Source organism: Bdellovibrio bacteriovorus, assembly GCF_002208115.1.
Classification (GTDB): Bacteria; Bdellovibrionota; Bdellovibrionia; order Bdellovibrionales; family Bdellovibrionaceae; genus Bdellovibrio; species Bdellovibrio bacteriovorus_C.
Map to the genome: position 1 here is coordinate 563,451 of NZ_CP020946.1, position 16,502 is coordinate 579,952.

The 16,502-nt window shown below is 51.6% G+C and carries 15 protein-coding genes; 9 read left to right on the forward strand and 6 right to left on the reverse strand.

What is annotated here, in order from left to right; genetic code table 11:
* Positions 1 to 7 precede the first annotated feature (7 nt).
* The 6 genes from flhB (at position 8) to B9G79_RS02860 (ending at position 7,278) form a co-directional block, all read left to right on the forward strand.
* Positions 8 to 1,069, forward strand: a complete 1,062-nt coding sequence (gene flhB / locus B9G79_RS02835) for a flagellar biosynthesis protein FlhB (protein ID WP_088564210.1) — start codon at positions 8 to 10, stop codon at positions 1,067 to 1,069.
* Positions 1,069 to 3,168 carry a flagellar biosynthesis protein FlhA gene (gene flhA, locus B9G79_RS02840; RefSeq protein WP_088564211.1) on the forward strand — a complete coding sequence of 700 codons (2,100 nt, stop codon included), beginning with the start codon at positions 1,069 to 1,071 and terminating at the stop codon, positions 3,166 to 3,168. The genes flhB and flhA overlap by 1 nt, the downstream gene beginning before the upstream one ends.
* Complete coding sequence (gene flhF / locus B9G79_RS02845) at positions 3,158 to 4,612, forward strand: flagellar biosynthesis protein FlhF (protein WP_088564212.1); 1,455 nt, start codon at positions 3,158 to 3,160, stop codon at positions 4,610 to 4,612. The genes flhA and flhF overlap by 11 nt, the downstream gene beginning before the upstream one ends.
* Positions 4,609 to 5,439 carry a MinD/ParA family protein gene (locus tag B9G79_RS02850; RefSeq protein WP_088564213.1) on the forward strand — a complete coding sequence of 277 codons (831 nt, stop codon included), beginning with the start codon at positions 4,609 to 4,611 and terminating at the stop codon, positions 5,437 to 5,439. Before flhF ends, B9G79_RS02850 begins: the two co-directional genes overlap by 4 nt.
* A gap of 79 nt (positions 5,440 to 5,518) precedes the next feature.
* Entirely contained in the window at positions 5,519 to 6,304 is a 786-nt protein-coding gene (locus B9G79_RS02855) for a FliA/WhiG family RNA polymerase sigma factor (RefSeq protein ID WP_041577976.1), read from the forward strand.
* 545 nt (positions 6,305 to 6,849) lie between these two features.
* Positions 6,850 to 7,278, forward strand: coding sequence for a hypothetical protein (locus tag B9G79_RS02860; protein WP_232469053.1), 429 nt, complete (start codon positions 6,850 to 6,852; stop codon positions 7,276 to 7,278).
* Positions 7,279 to 7,290: 12 nt separating this feature from the next.
* Here the strand turns inward: B9G79_RS02860 and B9G79_RS02865 are convergent, their stop codons facing one another.
* Together B9G79_RS02865 and B9G79_RS02870 are read right to left on the reverse strand one after the other, a co-directional pair.
* Complete coding sequence (locus B9G79_RS02865) at positions 7,291 to 8,412, reverse strand: sigma-70 family RNA polymerase sigma factor (protein ID WP_088564215.1); 1,122 nt, start codon at positions 8,410 to 8,412, stop codon at positions 7,291 to 7,293.
* A gap of 8 nt (positions 8,413 to 8,420) precedes the next feature.
* Complete coding sequence (locus B9G79_RS02870) at positions 8,421 to 8,726, reverse strand: polyhydroxyalkanoic acid system family protein (protein ID WP_088564216.1); 306 nt, start codon at positions 8,724 to 8,726, stop codon at positions 8,421 to 8,423.
* Positions 8,727 to 8,901: 175 nt separating this feature from the next.
* Here B9G79_RS02870 and aspS point away from each other — a divergent pair, with 175 nt between their 5' ends.
* Complete coding sequence (aspS, locus tag B9G79_RS02875; RefSeq protein ID WP_088564217.1) at positions 8,902 to 10,716, forward strand: aspartate--tRNA ligase; 1,815 nt, start codon at positions 8,902 to 8,904, stop codon at positions 10,714 to 10,716.
* A 65-nt stretch (positions 10,717 to 10,781) separates the two neighbouring features.
* Here the strand turns inward: aspS and B9G79_RS02880 are convergent, their stop codons facing one another.
* Positions 10,782 to 11,444 (reverse strand): hypothetical protein, encoded by a 663-nt coding sequence (locus B9G79_RS02880; RefSeq protein ID WP_088564218.1) that lies wholly within the window; start codon positions 11,442 to 11,444, stop codon positions 10,782 to 10,784.
* Between the two features lie 73 nt (positions 11,445 to 11,517).
* Here B9G79_RS02880 and B9G79_RS02885 point away from each other — a divergent pair, with 73 nt between their 5' ends.
* Positions 11,518 to 12,288 (forward strand): DUF1266 domain-containing protein, encoded by a 771-nt coding sequence (locus B9G79_RS02885; RefSeq protein WP_088564219.1) that lies wholly within the window; start codon positions 11,518 to 11,520, stop codon positions 12,286 to 12,288.
* Between the two features lie 105 nt (positions 12,289 to 12,393).
* On the forward strand, positions 12,394 to 12,840 hold the full coding sequence (locus B9G79_RS02890) for a hypothetical protein (protein ID WP_088564220.1): 447 nt from the start codon (positions 12,394 to 12,396) through the stop codon (positions 12,838 to 12,840).
* 40 nt (positions 12,841 to 12,880) lie between these two features.
* Here the strand turns inward: B9G79_RS02890 and B9G79_RS02895 are convergent, their stop codons facing one another.
* The 3 genes from B9G79_RS02895 to B9G79_RS02905 all read right to left on the reverse strand — a co-directional run bounded on the left by B9G79_RS02895 (position 12,881) and on the right by B9G79_RS02905 (position 16,470).
* The gene (locus B9G79_RS02895; RefSeq protein ID WP_088564221.1) at positions 12,881 to 13,990 is read right to left on the reverse strand and encodes a CpaF family protein; all 1,110 of its coding nucleotides are present in this window, start codon (positions 13,988 to 13,990) and stop codon (positions 12,881 to 12,883) included.
* On the reverse strand, positions 13,987 to 15,288 hold the full coding sequence (locus B9G79_RS02900) for a type II and III secretion system protein (RefSeq protein ID WP_088564222.1): 1,302 nt from the start codon (positions 15,286 to 15,288) through the stop codon (positions 13,987 to 13,989). The genes B9G79_RS02895 and B9G79_RS02900 overlap by 4 nt, the downstream gene beginning before the upstream one ends.
* A gap of 75 nt (positions 15,289 to 15,363) precedes the next feature.
* Positions 15,364 to 16,470 carry a hybrid sensor histidine kinase/response regulator gene (locus B9G79_RS02905; RefSeq protein WP_088564223.1) on the reverse strand — a complete coding sequence of 369 codons (1,107 nt, stop codon included), beginning with the start codon at positions 16,468 to 16,470 and terminating at the stop codon, positions 15,364 to 15,366.
* Positions 16,471 to 16,502 lie beyond the last annotated feature (32 nt).

Sequence of the window (16,502 nt, forward strand, 5' to 3'; positions counted from 1 at the left end):
GAACGAGATGGCTGAAGACAACGGCGAAAAGTCCGAAGAAGCAACGGAAGCGAGACGGGAAGAGTTTCGCAAAAAAGGGAACGTTGCACATACAAAGGAGCTGGGTTCCGCAGTAATGTTACTTGCGGCGGCTGGCGGCGTGTATGCTTTGGGTCGTTTCTTCTTCAAGGAAATGTACGAAGTCTTTCAGCATTCTTTCGGTGATGACATGGTGAAAATGGTGCGTGAGGGGAACTTCACCGAAGCAGCCCAGTACTGCGGTATGAAAGCCATGATCCTGATTGCGCCGGTTCTTTTGTTCGCCGGTATCATCGGTGCAGCCTCTTCCATCGTTCAGATCGGCTTCCTTCAGGTTGAAGACGCCGTTTCCCCTAACTTTGAAAAAGTAAATCCGGTTGAAGGCTTCAAGCGTGTCTTCAGCATGCGTGCTCTTGTTGAAGCTCTGAAATCCATTCTGAAAATGGGCGCCGTGGCCATGGTGCTTTACTTCCTGCTGCGCAGTGAAGTCACTCAGGTTCCTTACATGCTGACTTATTCCATCGACCAGATCATTGCCTATATCGGCGTGATCGTGGTGAAGCTTTTGGGTGGCGTTGGTGCGGTGATGCTGGTGATCGCCGGGGCGGATTACTTCTATCAGCGCTTTGATCTTGAAAAGAAAATGATGATGACCAAACAAGAGGTCAAAGAAGAACACAAGCAGCGCGAGGGTGATCCGATGATCAAATCGCGCATTCGCCGCATTCAGCGTGAAATGGCGAGCAAGCGCATGATGTCCGAGATTCCCAAGGCGGACGTCGTCATCACGAATCCGACCCACATCGCCGTGGTTTTGAAATACACCGACAATCTGCCAGCGCCGCAAATCGTGGCGATGGGCGCTGATCATGTGGCGGAAAAGATCAAGGAAATCGCGCGCGAAAACAATGTGCCTATCGTGGAAAACAAACCACTGGCGCGCACGATCTTCAAAACTTTGAAAATTGGACAGGTTATTCCCCGGGAGCTCTTCGTGGCTGTGGCTGAAGTGCTTTCATACGTTTACCGTTTGCGTAGGAAGAAAAGATAATGGATCAGTTGTTTCAGTTCTTAAAACGATTTGACAAGATCACCAAGAACACGGATTTGTTCATTGCCGTGGGCTTGCTTGCCGTGCTGGCCGTGATGATCATTCCGCTTCCGCCGATGATGCTGGACTTGGCACTGACCTTCTCTTTGGCAATCAGCATCCTGATCCTGCTGGTAAGTATCTATACTGACAGAGCCCTGGATTTCACATCCTTCCCGTCCTTGCTGCTGATGACGACTTTGTTCCGTCTGGCCCTGAACGTGGCCACAACCCGTCTGATTCTGACTCACGGACACGAGGGTGAGCAGGCCGCGGGTCACGTGATCGCTTCCTTTGCGAACTTCGTGGTCGGCGGAAACTATGTGATCGGTTTTGTGATGTTCCTGATTCTGATGATCATCAACTTCATGGTTATCACCAAGGGTTCCGGGCGCGTGGCGGAAGTTGCAGCTCGATTCACCTTGGATGCGATGCCTGGTAAGCAGATGTCCATCGATGCGGAACTGAACTCCGGTCACATCACGGAAGCTGAAGCGCGCAAGCGCCGTAAGCAGGTGGAAGGTGAAGCGGACTTCTACGGCGCGATGGATGGTGCCTCCAAGTTCGTGCGCGGTGATGCCATTGCCGGTATCATCATTACTCTGATCAACGTTATCGGCGGTCTGGGCATCGGTGTGATCCAAAAAGGTCTGGATGTCGGCACAGCCGCAAAATATTACACGATGCTGACGATCGGTGACGGTCTGTTGTCGCAGATTCCGGCGCTTGTGATCTCCACCGCGGCCGGTATCATTGTGACCCGTACTTCCAATTCCGACAAAGATGTCGGTGAAGAGGTGACTGGTCAATTGTTCGTGAAGCCTCGTGCCGTGATGATTTCCGGTGCAGTATTGGTTCTGATGGGGTTGGTGCCGGGCCTTCCGACATTGCCATTCCTGTTCATGGGTGGTGTTCTTTGTGCCACTGCATGGATCATCAAGAAAGCCCGTGCTGAACAGGCCGAAGCTGCCAAAAAGCAGTCCGATGCGGCTTTGTCTGCGCCGAAAAAAGAAAACATCGAAACGATGCTTCCGCTGGATATGGTCGAGCTGGAAGTGGGTTATGGTCTTATCAATATTGTTGAGTCCGATCACAGCGGGGATCTGCTGGAGCGTATCGTCAGCATCCGCAAGCAGTTTGCTTTGGATCTGGGGATCGTTGTTCCAAGCATTCATATCCGCGACAACCTGCAACTGGCGCCGGGCGAATACCGCCTGATGATCAAAGGCAATCGTGTGGGGGGCGGCACTCTTCGTCCGGAAGCCCTGCTGGCAATGGATCCGGGCAACGTGGCCGAGCGTATCGAGGGGATTCCAACGAAGGAACCGGCGTTTGGCCTGGATGCTTTGTGGATTTCGCCTGCGCGTAAAGAAGACGCTGAAATTGCCGGTTACACCGTGGTGGATCTGCCGACGGTCATGGCGACTCATCTTACCGAGATCATCCGCACGCATGCGCATGAACTTCTGGGGCGTCAGGAAGCTTCCACACTTATTGAGAACTTCAAGAAGTCCCATCCAAAAGTGGTTGAAGAGCTTATTCCGGATCTTCTGCCACTGGGATCTGTGGTTCGCGTGCTTCAGAACCTGTTGAAAGAACAGGTTTCCATCCGCGATCTTCTGACCATCTTTGAAACTTTGGCTGACGATGCTCCTCGTACAAAAGACATCGAGGTTCTGACAGAGCAAGTTCGCCGCGGCCTGGCTCGCGGTATCACTGCAAAATACACCACGGATATGGGCAATATTCCGGTGATGACATTGCACCCGCATATTGAAGAGCTGATTGCCAATTCCCTGCTGCAGACAGAGCAAGGGGTTCAGTTGGTTATGGATCCGACGACGGCCCATCGTCTGATCAACGAAATCGCGCGGACGGTGGAACACCATCCGGAAGTGGCCGGTCAGCCGATCCTGCTGACCAGCCCGACATCGCGCCGTCATTTGTATAAGTTAACTTCCCGCTTTATCCCGCAGCTTGTAGTGCTTTCGCACAATGAGTTGTCTTCGGATGCGGATGTGAAATCGGTTGCACTCGTGGAGATGAGCCATGCAGGTTAAGAAATTTGAAGCACGTACCATGAAGGAAGCCCTTGAGATGGTCAAGACCCAGTTGGGTCCTGACGCCATCATCCTGTCGGCCCGTGACAACAACAAAAGCTTCGGCCTTGTCGGGGAAGGCAGTGTGGAAATCACTGCGGCGGTTTCCGAGGAAACCCTGCAAAAAAAGAAGTTTGCTGAATCCCGTCTGCGTGAGCAGGATCGTGTCAGATTCAACAACAGTTCCGCCCGTCAGCAAAAAGAGCTGATCCACAAGATGGTGGAAAAGCATGTGCAAAAGAACACGGCGCCGGCCCCGATCACTCAGCGTCGTTATATCGACATCGAAGATGAGTCTGAATTTGGCCGCCAACAGAAGGTATCTGAAGAGCGAGTGCGCAACGCCGCTCAAAGAGCGTTGAATGCGTTCCAGGAACAAGATGAAATCTTCTCCCGCGGGGGCAATTCGGCGGCACGCAAGCCGGCGGCACCGGCTCCGGCCAAGGCGGCCCCAGCGGCAAGACCGGTGGTTGCGGCGGAAAGCCCGGAAGTGATTGCGCTAAAAAATGAAATTGCCAGCCTGAAACAGGTGATCACGCAGTTCCAGCAGATGCCTCAGACGTTCACGGGTTCACACCCGGGTGCGGACTATGGCATCAACTATGACCTGAGCTTTGTATTCGAAAAACTGACAAAAGCAGGCATGGCTCCGGAAATCGCGGCAGAAATCCTGACCACAGCTCAAGAGACTTTGCCGGCGCTGAAATTGAAGAATAAATCTCTGGTGGAAGCCTATGTGGCCCGCCACGTTTTGGACAATACCAAGATTTCCCAGAATCCGACGCATGGGAAGATCCACTGCTTTGTTGGCCCTGCCGGCAGCGGCAAGACTTCGGCATTGATCAAAATGGCCAGCCAGATGGTGGTGCGTGAAGGCAAGAAAATTGCTCTGTTCACAACCGACACTTTCAAGGTGGGCGCGGCGGATCAGATGAAGATTTATGCTCAGATTCTGAATGTGCCGTTCTCGGTGATTCGCACTCAGAATGACTGGACAAATCTGATGCGCTATCTGGCGAACGTGGACTGCGTGCTGGTCGATTACACAGGTCTTAGCCTTAAGAGCAATGAAGAAATTCAAATGCTGAAAAGCCTGCTGCCACCGGCGGCATTGAATCCGAACATCCATTTGACGTTGTCCACCAATGCCAAAGACAGCGATGCGACCGAGCTGGGTCGTCGTTACTCGGTCCTGGGCTATAAGGATGTGATCTTTACTTCTTTGGACGAATCAACCCAGCATGGAACGATTTACAACTTCATGAAGCGCTTTGATGTGCCATTGCATTCCTTCGGCATCGGGCCGCGTGTGCCTGAGGACTTTGAGTTTGCGACCAAAGAGCGTCTTTTGGATCTGATTTTCAGAATCACGAAATTTAAACAACAGGACTCTGAAGCTGTATGAGAAATTTGAATTCGTTTGATATGCAGCGCACGCGCACGATCAGTATCACGTCTGGCAAAGGCGGGGTGGGGAAGACCACGCTGGTGGCAAACCTGGCTCTGTCTTTAGCGCAAAAAGGCAAAAAGGTGCTGATTCTTGATGGGGACCTGGGGATGGCGAACGTGGACATTCTGTTCGGGGTTCGTCCGGCAGGAAACATGCACGACATTATCGCCGGTCGCAAAGAGATGCGCGACATTCTGATGGAAGTATCCAAGGACGTGTTCCTGATCCCAGGCGGCAGTGGCGTTGTTGAGTTCAATCATCTGAATCATTTCGAAAGAAGAGCCATGGTGGAGGCCGTCAGTGCCTTGCCCCTGGGCTTTGACTATCTGCTGATTGATACCGCTCCGGGCATTGCTGAAAATGTGTTGTTCTTGAACTCGGCTGCGCAGACGGTGTCGGTGGTGATCACGCCGGATCCGGCAAGTTTCGCGGATGCTTATGCGCTGATCAAGGTTCTGCACAAGCAGTACAAGGTCAATCACTTCTCTATCATTTGCAATCAAGTGCGTGATGAACAGGAAGGGCTGGGACTTTACCAGCGCTTCAACGATGTGGTGAACAAGTTCCTCTACATTGGTCTGGATTATTGGGGTTCGGTTCCCAATGACGTGGTTTTGCGAAAAGCAAACCAAATGCAGCGTCTCATCGTGAGACACGATATCAGTGCTGAATCTTCCAAGGCGATTCGTCAAATTTGTAATCAGGTGGAGAAATCCTCCAAACAAATCGAGATCACTGGTGGCATGCAGATGTTCTGGGATCAGGTCGTGGGGAGCGCTTAGGTCCAACTCCACAGTTATGTGAGAATTGGACTTTTAGGGCATGGACCTGTTTGATAACATAGACTTCAAGAGGGAAAATATGGGGAAAAACGCGGCATTGTTGAAGAAGTACAAGGAAGAGCCACGCAAGCTCGCTCCGACGCAAAAAGATGACCTAATCAGAGAATATGCTCCGCTAATTAAGTTCATCGCTCAGAAGATCGCGGTACGACTTCCCTCCAATATCGAGCTGGATGACCTTATTTCCGCAGGTGTCATCGGTTTGATGGATGCGATTGAAAAGTACGACTCCACTCGTGACAATAAGTTCAAAACCTATGCAGAATTCCGCATCCGTGGAGCGATCCTGGATGAACTTCGTGCCCAGGACTGGGTTCCCCGCTCTATCCGTGACAAAGCCAAGCTTCTTGATAAGACCATGGTGCAATTGGAAGCTGATCTGGGTCGTACTCCCTCCGACGAAGAAGTGGCCAAGGCATTGAATGTAAATATTGATGAATTCCATGATCTGGTGAATCAGGTTCGCCCGGTCAGCTTGTTGCCGATCGATCAGGCGACAAGCTTCAGCAATACCGACAAGAAGTCCATTATGGATATTCTTGAAGGTTCTCGCACCAACAGCCCTTTCAATCAGTTGAATGTCAAAAACATCAAGGAAGTTGTGGCTCAGGCAATTGAAGAACTGCCAGAGCGTCAGCGTCTGGTTCTGTCTTTGTATTATTACGAAGACCTGAACCTGAAAGAGATCGGTCAGGTTCTGCGCGTGACCGAGTCCCGCGTGTCCCAGCTTCACGCTCAAGCGGTCGCCCGCCTGCGTGCCAAACTGGCAGCAACCATCGGTGCCGGCGAACTCGAAATCGCTTAACTGGCAGTAATTTCAATTTTCAAAAAATGAAAACTCCCGGAAGAATCCCGGGAGTTTTTTTGTTATGGAACAATTCACGAAGTGGCAGGGTCTTTGCTTAAGGGGTTTGTATAAGCATGAATGCTTATCACAACCACAAGGAGGATACCGTGGGAACAGAAAGAACAAACAGGCCACAACAAGGTGATTTGAATAAAGACAGATCTCAAAGAGAAGAAAGCAGCCGTTTGGAAAGAGAGCGTTCTTCCGAGAGAAGTTCTCAAACATCCCAAAGACCTCAACAAGATAGATCCGACAGAAGAAACAGCAGATAGCCGTTCTCCTTTTGTCTTCGAGCGAGAAGGGGCCTTCCTTAAAACGGGAGGTCCCTTTTTATTTTCCCTTCCTGACATTCATGAAGCGGGGCAAAGTGCCCGTTCAAGCGGGGCGGGATGACCTGTGAGTTCTGACAGCAGACGCGGCTTTTTATGAAAATCCAACCATCGAAGAAATTCATTTTGCGTGACGGGCATCGAAGGAATGAAATGGTTCATAAGGAGGTGCTTATGAAAATCTTAACAGGTCTTTTTCTGCTTCTCCTCGCTTCACCCGTTTCGGCATACGAGGAGTTCAGCGAAGGCAACATCAACGAAGTGTATGTGATCAATGTGACAGACGACACGACAACGCTGGATCGGGACTATTACTATAATTTCGGGCGCACCCGTCTGTTTCAGGATAAGCGGGCAACATTTTATCTGCGCAACAACAGCGGACTTCCGATGTATATCAACGATTTTGATATGAACGGGGACTATGCCTTTGATTATTCCGAGAACTGCCCGCAGATTCTTTTCCGCGGTCAGCAGTGCCGCATTCGTGTGTTCTTTGAACCACGCAGCCTCGGAGTGCATCGAGCTGATTTGGAGATAGAGCTGACTCCGCAGGAGGACATCGTCCTGCATTTGCGCGGACGTGGCGTGCTGAACTATTAAAAGGAAAGACGCCTATTCCGAGGCGTCTTCTTCCATCTTGGCTTTGATTTTTTTCATCAGGCGGGCCTCCATCTGACGGACGGCCTCGCGGGTGATGCCGTGCTTTTCGCCGATCTCCTGCAGGGTCAGTGGATCGTCATTCAGAATACGTTCATCCAGAATGATCTTCTCGCGTTCGGAAAGCTCCGGACGGATCTCTTCGATCTTTTGCTTCAGAATTTCCAGTTGTTCATTGTGGGCCATGGCTTCATCCAGCGGCTGGTCCGAAGGTCCGCGCTGCAGGTCCCCCAGGGTCGTACCGGAATCTTCATCCACCGGGCGGTCCAGGCTGACATCGCGACCGGACATGCGCAGGGTCATGTCGCGCACTTCGTCCTCGGGAATGCCCAGACGGCTGCTGATCAGGCCAATATTGGGTTCAATACCCATGGCATCCAGAGCCTCTTTTTCTTTTTGCAGCTGATAGAACAATTTGCGCTGGTTCTGCGTGGTTCCGATGCGCACCAAAGAATACTGGCGCATTAAAAATTCCTGGATGTATCCACGAATCCACCATACCGCATAGGTGATCAGACGAGCACCTTTGTACGGATTGAACTCGCGCACCGCATGCATCAGGCCGACGTTACCCTCTTGGATCAGGTCGATCATTTTCGAACCGAACTTGGAATACTCGGCGGCGACCTTCACCACAAAACGCAGGTTGGCTTTCACCAGGGCCTGGGCTGCTTCGGGGTCTTTGCTTTCAAAGTATTTTTTGGCCAGGGCCATTTCTTCTTCCCGGGTCAGAACCTTGTAGCGACGGATCTCGTTCAGATACATCACCAAAGGATCGGCCGAAGTCAGGGCCTTGGAGGTGTCGGCGACCGCAAGGGTTTTGGTGTCTTCCTCCACGTCGGGAAGTTCGTCTTCGATGCTGGGGACGGCGTAGGCTTTTTCGGCCTCTTCGTGCGAGCGAAGTTCGTCGCTGTGTGCGTCTTCCACCAGCTCGGCCACGACTGATTTTGATTCAGTGGGGGCGGGCTTGGTGTTTTTCCCAGACGCAGACTTGCCCGCAGGCTTCTTGGCAGAAGCCGTCTTGGACGGGGACTTGGTCTTAGGGGTGGAAGGGCTTTTTGCTTTCGTTTTCGCCATAAGCTCAACTAGCCAAGGTATTTAGCCAGTTTCCTTTGCAGAGTCTCGGTGACTTTACCTTTGAAGGGAGTCAGCATCAACGGCAGATCCACGGTGACAGAGACTTTGCTCCCTGCGCCAGCCGCCGCAACCGTCATATCCGCTTTAAACTGGGATCCCTTGAGATTGGCGCACTTGGTGCCGTCATCAAAAGAGCACTGAATTTTTGGGTCAAAGCGTCGAATATCCTGATCATTCGAGAGGAATTCTTTGATCTTCTTATAGGCTTCTTCCGCAGAATGGCTACTAGAATGATCAATCGTAAACTTGGGCATCGGATATCTCCTTATTTCTGTTTTGAAATTATAGGGGGAAATGCTTGGTAAATGAAGCAGAATGGCTGGGTCTGGGGGGACTCTCTTAAGGTTCTGTTATGGAGAGTATAAGAATATGGTTTTTGACTGCAATGGCACAATATGTAAATCTGGGGCCCACGAACAAGGTAGACATATGAAGTTTGTTAAAGAGCTAAAAAGAACACATTATTGCGGAAGTCTGGGCGTTTCCCAGGCAGGTCAAAAAGTTGTACTGATGGGTTGGGTCGATGTTCGACGTGACCACGGCAGCCTGGTATTCATCGATTTGCGCGACCGTGAAGGCATTGTTCAGGTTGTTCTGGATCCAAATAAAGCCGAGACCGCTTCTTCAAAAAATCTGCGCGGTGAATTTGTTCTGGCCGTGGAGGGTGTGGTTCGTGCCCGTCCGGACGGCATGAAGAATGCGAAAATCAAAACTGGTGAAGTGGAAGTCGAAGCAATCCGCTGCGAGATTCTGAATGAATCCGCCGTGCCGCCATTCCAGGTCAGTGACACGAACGTGAACGAAATGCTGCGTTTGAAATACCGCTATCTGGATCTGCGCAGCCCACGTCTGTCCAATCATCTGATCACCCGTCACAAGGTGGCTCAGTTGGTTCGTCGTTTCCTTTCAGACAACGGATTCCTGGAGGTTGAAACTCCGATCCTTTACAAATCCACTCCGGAAGGCGCTCGTGACTATCTTGTTCCTTCCCGTGTGAACCCGGGCCATTTCTATGCGCTTCCTCAGTCACCGCAGACTTTGAAACAGCTTTTGATGATTTCTGGTTACGACAGATACTTCCAGATCGCCCGCTGCTTCCGTGACGAAGATTTGCGTGCGGACCGTCAGCCGGAATTCTCCCAGATCGATATGGAGATGTCCTACATCGATCAGGAAGACATCATGGAGATGAACGAAAAACTTTTGCGCACGATTTGGAAAGAGATCAAAGGCATCGACGTGGGCGCCATCCCGCGCATGACTTATCAGGAAGCGATGGACCGATACGGCATCGACAAACCAGACACGCGTTTCGGGGTTGAGATCAAGGATCTGAAATCCATCGTGACGGGTTCTGGCTTCAAGGTCTTTGATGATGTTCTGGCTCGTGGCGGGATCGTTCGTGGTATTGCGGCTCCGAAAGGCGGCAGCTATTCCCGTGGTCAGTTGGATAAACTGACGGACATGGCGAAACGCGCGGGCGCTAAAGGTCTTGTGTGGATCAAATCAGAAGCTGATGGCACGCTGTCTTCTTCTGTTTCCAAATTCTTCAGCCCTGAAAAACTGGCTGAAATGTTCAAGGCCTGCGGCGGTGAAACCGGTGACTGTGCTTTGGTTGTTGCGGATGATTACGACACCGCTTGTGCGGCATTGTCCACGTTGCGTTTGCACCTGGGCCGTGAGTTGAATCTGATCGACAACAGCAAATACAAATTCCTGTGGGTTGTGGACTTCCCGTTGCTTGAGTACTCTCCGGATGAAAAGCGCTGGGTGGCTCGTCACCATCCGTTCACATCCCCGAAGGATGAGTTCGCGCAGGATCTGGTGAACAACAACGAAGCCGCTTACGGCAAGATGCTGGCGAAAGCCTACGACCTTGTGTGCAACGGTTACGAAATGGGTGGCGGAAGTATCCGTATCTATCGCAATGAAATTCAGCAGGCGATGTTCCGTCTGTTGGGCATGAGCGAGGAGGAAACTCAGCACAAGTTCGGCTTCTTCCTGGAGGCTTTGAAATACGGAACTCCTCCGCACGGTGGTATCGCGTGGGGTATGGACCGTCTGGTGATGCTGCTTTGTGAAACAGATGCGATCCGTGAAGTGATTGCGTTCCCGAAAACCGCGAAAGCAACAGACTTGATGTCTGACTGCCCAAGCGAGGTGAATCGCGATCAACTGGCGGAAGTCGGTGTTCGTCTGAGCACTCTGGCGGAAAAACATCTGGAAGATCTGAAAAAGAGCTAAAAGATAAAAAACAAAAGCCCGGGATGGAGACATTCCGGGCTTTTTTTATTTCTAAATGACGTCAATTATTCCAGTGCGGATTCAACGGTGATAGGGCCTTCGACCGTTTGCACCTGAATGCGTCCCACTTCTGTCGGCTCCACGCCAGCCACAGGCTCTTGCTTTAAAGAGTTGTCGATAGGTCCTGAGATCGACTGCAGATCCAGCTCGTACAGGGTTGTTGGCGGCAGGCGCAGGGTCACATGTCCTTCGCGGGTTTCAATGCGGATCTGTTTCTTGAAAGTCTCAGGGACGTAAACTTCGGCTTTCAGGTGCGAATCGGTGGACTTGCTCAGTTCCTGTCCATTGACGTTCATCTGAATCCAATGACTGGCCAACGGCTCCAGAAGCTCCAGGTGCAGGCGGGATTGTTCCGCAGTTTGCTGGATGTAGCGGCCTTCTTCAAAGCGCGGCACTTTTCCAGACAGACGGATTTTCAGGGTGCTGCCACTGTAGGTGCGCAGATCGACATCCACGGTGCGGGATGAAATCAGAATCTCGTCCATGCCCTGCAGGAAAAATTCCTCGTTTTCTTCATGGGTCTGACCTTGCAAAAAACGATCGGCGACGGAATTGAAGGCATTAAAGACAGTTCCCGGGTTATTAAAGACATAACCCATCAGCAACATCAAAGAGCCAGCAAGAATAAAGAATAATGCCGCAGCGGCAAGCAGGAGCTTCTTTAACATGCGAAGAAACTAACACATTGAAAAAGCAATTGAAACGTATTTGAATTGAACAAGGCCGGTGAAAGGGGTTCCCATGCAGCGCATTTTGCCAGAAACAGATCTTGAAAAAAAATTGATGTCTTTGGGTGCGCCGTTTATCGAGGAAAATCAAGTTCTTGATGAGCTGTTTCAAGTTGTCGGGTCTGATTTGGAAGAGGGCAAGGAACTTTCCCCCGAAATTCGCGAACAGGTGATGGATGAAATCGGCGAGTACTTCTTTCGCCTGGATATGAATTATGGCCCCGACATCAAACTTGATTGCCTGGCGATCCTGGAGGAGTTCTGGGGAGTGGCCGACCGGGAAACCTGCCAGAAGAGTCTTGAAAACATCCGCACTCAAGGTCACCGCACCAAGTTCAACGTTCTAAGATCCGCTTTGCCGTCTGATGGCAGCATCGACGCGGTTTCCATGGAAAAGTTCCGCCAGATCTTCCGCTTCGATCTGGAAGAAGGGCAGGAACTGCAAATGAGCGACGCGGATTACAGCAAGCTGGCGTTGTGGGTTCAGCGCACAAACAAATATCTAAAGGAACCCGGAATCCTGGCCTGGGATGCTTCCCGCTATATTCACCTGGTGCGACTGAGCTTCGTGGCCGGGCACCTTTCAGATATTCAGGCCTGGTCCGAAATTCTGAAGCTGGCGCCTTTGATTGAAGGGCGATTTTCAAACTGGATGGATTTTTCCCAAAGCCTCCTGATCGGGCGCACGTTCTGGTCGGGTTCGGATGATCCACGCGTAAAATCCATCTGCGAAAAGCTTCTGGGGCATCCGGCAAGCCCTTGGCAGTTTATAAGCTGGTCCTAGGTCCAGAATTCCGGATTCTGTCTCAAGTTTATACGTTCGATTCCGATACGTTTTCCATCAAGTGAAGACCAGGATGGACTTCATGGATACACACGGAGGTGTGATATGGAAAAAATCAGCGGAATCCTTCCAGCAACGGCAAGGACTCGAGCGGTAGACACTTCGGCTTCCCAGCCAGCCCGTCCCGGAGCTTTGGCCTTGGGGCGACCAATGGGAAAGAACTCCCTGGGTGATCGCATCACGTTGAGCAAACAGATGGAAGAAATGCGGGCAACCGGAAACCTTCCTGAACAACAACCGCAGCCGGAGGCCTCTCCCGTATATAAAAGACCGGCTGGCGAGACGAACAAGCTGAAGGTGATTGAAGACCTGAATCAAAAGTTCTTCAATAATCCGAAATCGGTGGCCCGCGAAGGCGACCAGACGAAATCGGAAGAAACCTTCACCAAAGCAACCGAGAACGAAGGACTGTTCTTTGTTGAAAAAGACCTGCGCGCACCGGAGCAAGCTCCACTGAAGCCGCAGACCGACACCACAAAAGTTGTAGCTTAAATCTCAAAAACCCGGACGGCGCCCCTCGCTTTCCGGGTTTTTACTTTTCCTGCTCCAGCAGAAATCCTGTCTCTTCCAGGGAAGTGATTCGATAGACGCCCTTCAGGCGGCGCGAACCGTCGGGTTTTCTTTCCGCCACAATCACATAATCCAAAGACATTTGAATCAGCCTGCGAATCGCAGAAAGACTCCATTGCGGGGCCCCCATCTGAATCAGCATTTCTAAACGGATCAGCGCTTGGCCCGCATCCTGCGCGTGCAAAGTGCCAAAGCTGCCACTGTGACCTGTGGCCAAGGCCATTAAAAAGTCCTTGGCTTCAGCGCCGCGCACTTCGCCCATGACCATGCGATCAGGCCGCAGGCGCAAAGATCGTCGCACCAATTGCGCCTGATCGACGGAAGGTAAAACCCCTTGGGGGTCTTCGCGGGTCAAAAGTTTCAAGCTGGCTTTGTTGGGAAGGGAGATCTCAGACGTGTCTTCGATCACAACCAGGCGCTCGTTTTCTGGCATCAGATTCAAAAACGAATTTAACACCGAAGTTTTTCCTGATCCGGTCGGGCCCACCACCAGAAAATTTTTACGACGCTTTACCAATTCTGCAAAAAACGGCAGACAGTCTGTCGGGCACCACTGATGTTCGGCCAGACGGGCAAAGCTCCAGGGGTTCTTCGGGTGACGGCGCAAAGTCACGTGGGGATGCGTCTGTGTCAGTTCCGCTCCAATCAGGCTTAAGCGAAAGTCCCCAAAGCGGCCGTCGGCACAGGGAAATTCAGTGGTGATGTGAGCCTGGGCGGCGTGGCTTAAACGATCCAAAAAATTGCGATAGCTGGTTTCAGAGAAAAAACAGTCGGGATGCTTTTGCAGGTGGCCGCTTCTTTCAAGCCAGATGGCCGAAGGACCATTGATCAGAATCTCGGTGATGCTTTCATCGGTTAGCAGGCTGTCAAGGGGTCCCCAGGCGTGCATTTCATTTTGCACCCGTGTTCGCACCTCGGGTGCGGCTGAGGCCGTGTGCAGTTCCAGAATCTGTTCAATGCGCTGAGAACGCAGTTTATGCTGTTCTTCGGAACTGAGCAGGAACTCATTCAACGGCAGCTTCAGAATGTCTTCGTGAATCCGGTCATGGAGGTGTTTGGCTTCGCTCATCATAGACGACGACCCTGCAAAGTGTTCAAGTGGTGGGGCATCGGATTTTCCTCGCCCTCGCGCAGGATGGAAGGGCGGACGAAGATCACAAGCTCCGAGCGGTTTTCCTTAAAGTCTTTGCTTGAAAACAACGCCCCCACCACCGGCAGGCGAGAAAGCAAGGGTAGTCCCTCAGAACTTTTCCCATCTTCACTTTTAAGAAGTCCCGACAGCGCAATGGTCTGCGGTCGGGTCAGATCAAAGTGACTGGAAACCCGGTTGGTTAAAATTCCGGGAACGTCATCGACCTTGCGCGAATCATCCACGGTGGAAATTTCGGTTTCAATTGAGATGCTCATACGTCCGGCGGCGTCCGCTTTGGGTTTGACCCGCAACAAGATCCCGTAGCGCTTCCACACGATGTCCTGCATTTTATAATTCATAATCTTGATAGGGAATTCGCCACCGGCCAAGAACTCGGCCTCTTTGCCGCTGCGGCAAAGGATGTTCGGGCTGGCCAGAATTTTCCCGTGGCCTTGAGCCTCCAAGGCGGTCAAGTTAAAAGGAAGCTCATCCCTTTCCCAAACTCCGTCAGGCATAAGCTTTGCGGAATAACCCGCCGGCGGGCGCAATCCATACTTCAGGGAAAAGTCCTTTTTGATTTCAGCCACGGTGATCTGCACTTTGATGGTCGGTGCGACATCCAGACTGGTTTCATCTTTTAAAAGACCGACCCCGTAGGGCATCAATAGCTTGCTGTATTTTTTGAATGTTTGATCCGTACCGCTGACCCGGATTTCCAGGGCGGGTTCATAGATCAGTGTCTGGGGTGGCAGGTGAGCTTGGTAAAACAAGTCACTGAAGTGTTCCTGGGCTTGTTGCTGCAAGGAAGCGGTCATCCGTGCCCGCATTTGATAGTTCAGACTTTTTGAGCGCATGTATTCTGCCAGATGAATCCAATCCTGCAGGCGATACAGTTGGCCTTCAATCAAAAGATCGCCTTCGCTTAAAGACGCACGCAGGCCCACACGGGATTTCAAATAGACACTCAGATCCTGAAAAGAGTCTTTCTTGGACGGATGCAAAACCTGCACGCTGTAAAGGGCCGATCCCACTTTGACTGTGGTCACGCCTTCGCGGCGGCCGACCAAGTTCAGTTTGCTGCTCTGGCCTTCGGCGGTCAGGATTTCGCGGTCTTGAATCCACACACGATCCTGCCCTTGCAAGGGGACGGATTTTTGTTCACCGAGTCCCAGCACCAGCGCGGTCTGAGAGTAGGCAGGAAAAGAAATAAGCATCAGGAAAAACAACAACGTTTTCATGAGCGGGCTTTAAAGCAAAGCCCGTGCAGAGTTCTTGGCAGGATAGAGCGGGGTCAGGGTCGGGAGCCGGACACCCTAGCCCAGGGGCAGTTCGAAGAACACCATCACTCCCTGCGCCGTGTTTTTAAACTGCAGGTGGGATTGGTGTGATTTCAAAATGGACTGACAGATGGTCAAACCTAAGCCCGTGCCGGTGGAGTGGTGCATGACGTCCTCATCAATAAAGAAGGGCTTCATGATTTTATCCACCACAGACGTAGGCAGGTGCGGGCCGATGTTGGAAACCACAAAGCGCAGGTTCGTGCCGCTTTTCATGCTTTCCACGTGGATCTCGCTGCCATCGGTTCCGAATTTGGCGGCATTGTGAATCAGTCGCAGCATGACTTGTTTGATCAGGCGCACATCGGCAGTGACGGCCAAGGGTTCCAGTTTGCTGACCAGCTTTTGTTGCTTTTTATTCATCAGTTCCTGCACCTCTTTGCTGACGGCTTCGTCAAACTGGGTGAAGGCCACTTGCTGCATGTCTATTTTAAGTTGGTTGGTTTCAGCACGGACCACCAGCAGAACATCTTCGACCAGGGTCTTAAGGCGCTCGGCGCTGCGGGTGATACGATTCACCATCAGCTTGTCTTCATCATTCAGTTTGGATTCCGCCAGCAGGGAAGAAAAGCTTAAGATGGAAGTCAGCGGAGTTTTTAATTCATGATTGATCAGAATCATGAAATTGGATTTGGCGACATCCAGGCTTTTGAGTTCTTCCAAGGCGCGCGCCAGTTCCTGATTTTTTTGCTTCAGTTCCTGTCCCAGGGAATAGCGTTCAATCGCATGATCCACGGTGTTGGTCAGGTCCACCGGGTCCCAGGGTTTAGTCAGATAACGGAAAATCTGACCTTTATTCACAGCGCTGATCACGGATTCAAGATCGGTGTAGCCGGTCAGTAGAATGCGCACAGTCTCAGGGTGAGACGTCAGGGTCTTTTCCAGAAATTCCACGCCGGTCATTTCCGGCATGCGCTGATCGGTGATGATAAGGGCGACCGGGCCCGGATGTTCGTCCAGCACAGCCAGAGCCTCTTTCCCGGAGGTGGCCTTTAAGACGTTGTATTTCTTTCGGAACAGGCGTTCCAGGGCGTCAACATTATCCACTTCGTCGTCGACACACAAAATTGTGCTTTTCATCATATGAGGTAGTGTAGGAGCTGGAAATTGCCAGT